General features: G+C 76.1%; 1 protein-coding gene. It reads right to left on the minus strand.

The features are described 5' to 3' along the window. Positions 1-190: 190 nt before the first annotated feature. On the minus strand, positions 191-1,245 hold a 1,055-nt coding region (locus ABZ749_RS35390; RefSeq protein WP_357235797.1), incomplete at its 5' end, for a cobalamin biosynthesis protein.

The raw sequence follows: 1,245 nt of genomic DNA on the forward strand, positions 1-1,245 counted from the left end.
CCCTGACTGCGTGGGGAAACGCTCCGGCAGACGGCGCAGCCGAGCGTTCATGTTGCGGATCAGCAGAATGGTCGCGGTGGCCAGCAGCAGGATGAGGACACGCCCTGCCGGTGCAGCCAACGGCAGATGCCGGCGGTGAGCACGCTCTTGCCGGCGTCGGACGTCGTGCCAGCCACCAGCAGCCCGCCGCTCACCTCCCACTCCCCCGCCGCACCCCGGCGGCCCTGCCCACACCGACGGCTCGCAGCCCCTGCTCACCGGCAGCGCCCGACCGCAGGGCCCCGGCCACGCCACCCCACCCGCGCCCTCCGGCCATATCCGCCGACCCTCGCCGGTCCACGGCACCGGTCAGTGCACGCCTGCTCAGCGCGCCGACCAGCCGGCCGAGCGTCACCGGGTACGCGGCGGCCAACCCGACGGCGGCCAGCCCCACCGCGCCGGAGATCCGGGCGGCCCGCTTCAGGTGCCGCGCCTCGGGGCGGGGACCGTCGCCGAGGAACGGCCGCACCTCGGAGCGCCCGAAGTAGACGTTGCGACCACCGAGGCGGACCCCGAGCGCGCCCGCCATCGCCGCCTCGCACTGACCGGCGTTGGGGCTCGGGTGGTCGTTGCGGTCCCGCCGCCACACCTGCCAGGCGCGCTGCCGGTCCCCGTGCGCGACCGGCGCGACGGCAATGGTGAGCAGCCCGGTCAGCCGGGACGGCAGGAGGTTGAGCGCGTCGTCCAGCCGAGCGGCCGGCGTGCCGAACCGCGCGTAGCGCGTCGACCGGTGCCCGACCATCGCATCAAGGGTGTTCGCCGCGCGGTAGCCCAGCAGCCCGGGCAGACCAGCGACCGCACCCCAGAGCAGCGGAGCGACCACCGCGTCGGAGGTGTTCTCCGCGACCGACTCGACTGTGGCACGGGCCAGCTCCGACTCGCCCAGCGTCGACGGGTCCCGCCCGCAGAGGTGACCGAGACGTCGCCGGGCAGCGGGCAGGTCACCGTCACGCAGCGTACGACCCATGACGGTCGCCTCGTGCCGTAGCGTGCGGCCGCCCAGCACGGTCCAGGTGCCGGCCGCCACCAGCACCGCCCGGGTCACCGGCCGGTCGCGGGTAGCCGCCGCGGCGACCGCCCCGAGCAACACCGGCCCGCCCACGGCCAGCGCGGTGAATGCCGTACCCGCCGTTCGGTCCGGGCGGTAGAGGTGGCGCTCCAGCGCGCCCGCCGCCTGCCCGAAGCCGGCCACCGGGTGCCACCGGC

Source organism: Micromonospora sp. NPDC047753, from assembly GCF_040642735.1.
Classification (GTDB): domain Bacteria; phylum Actinomycetota; class Actinomycetes; order Mycobacteriales; family Micromonosporaceae; genus Micromonospora.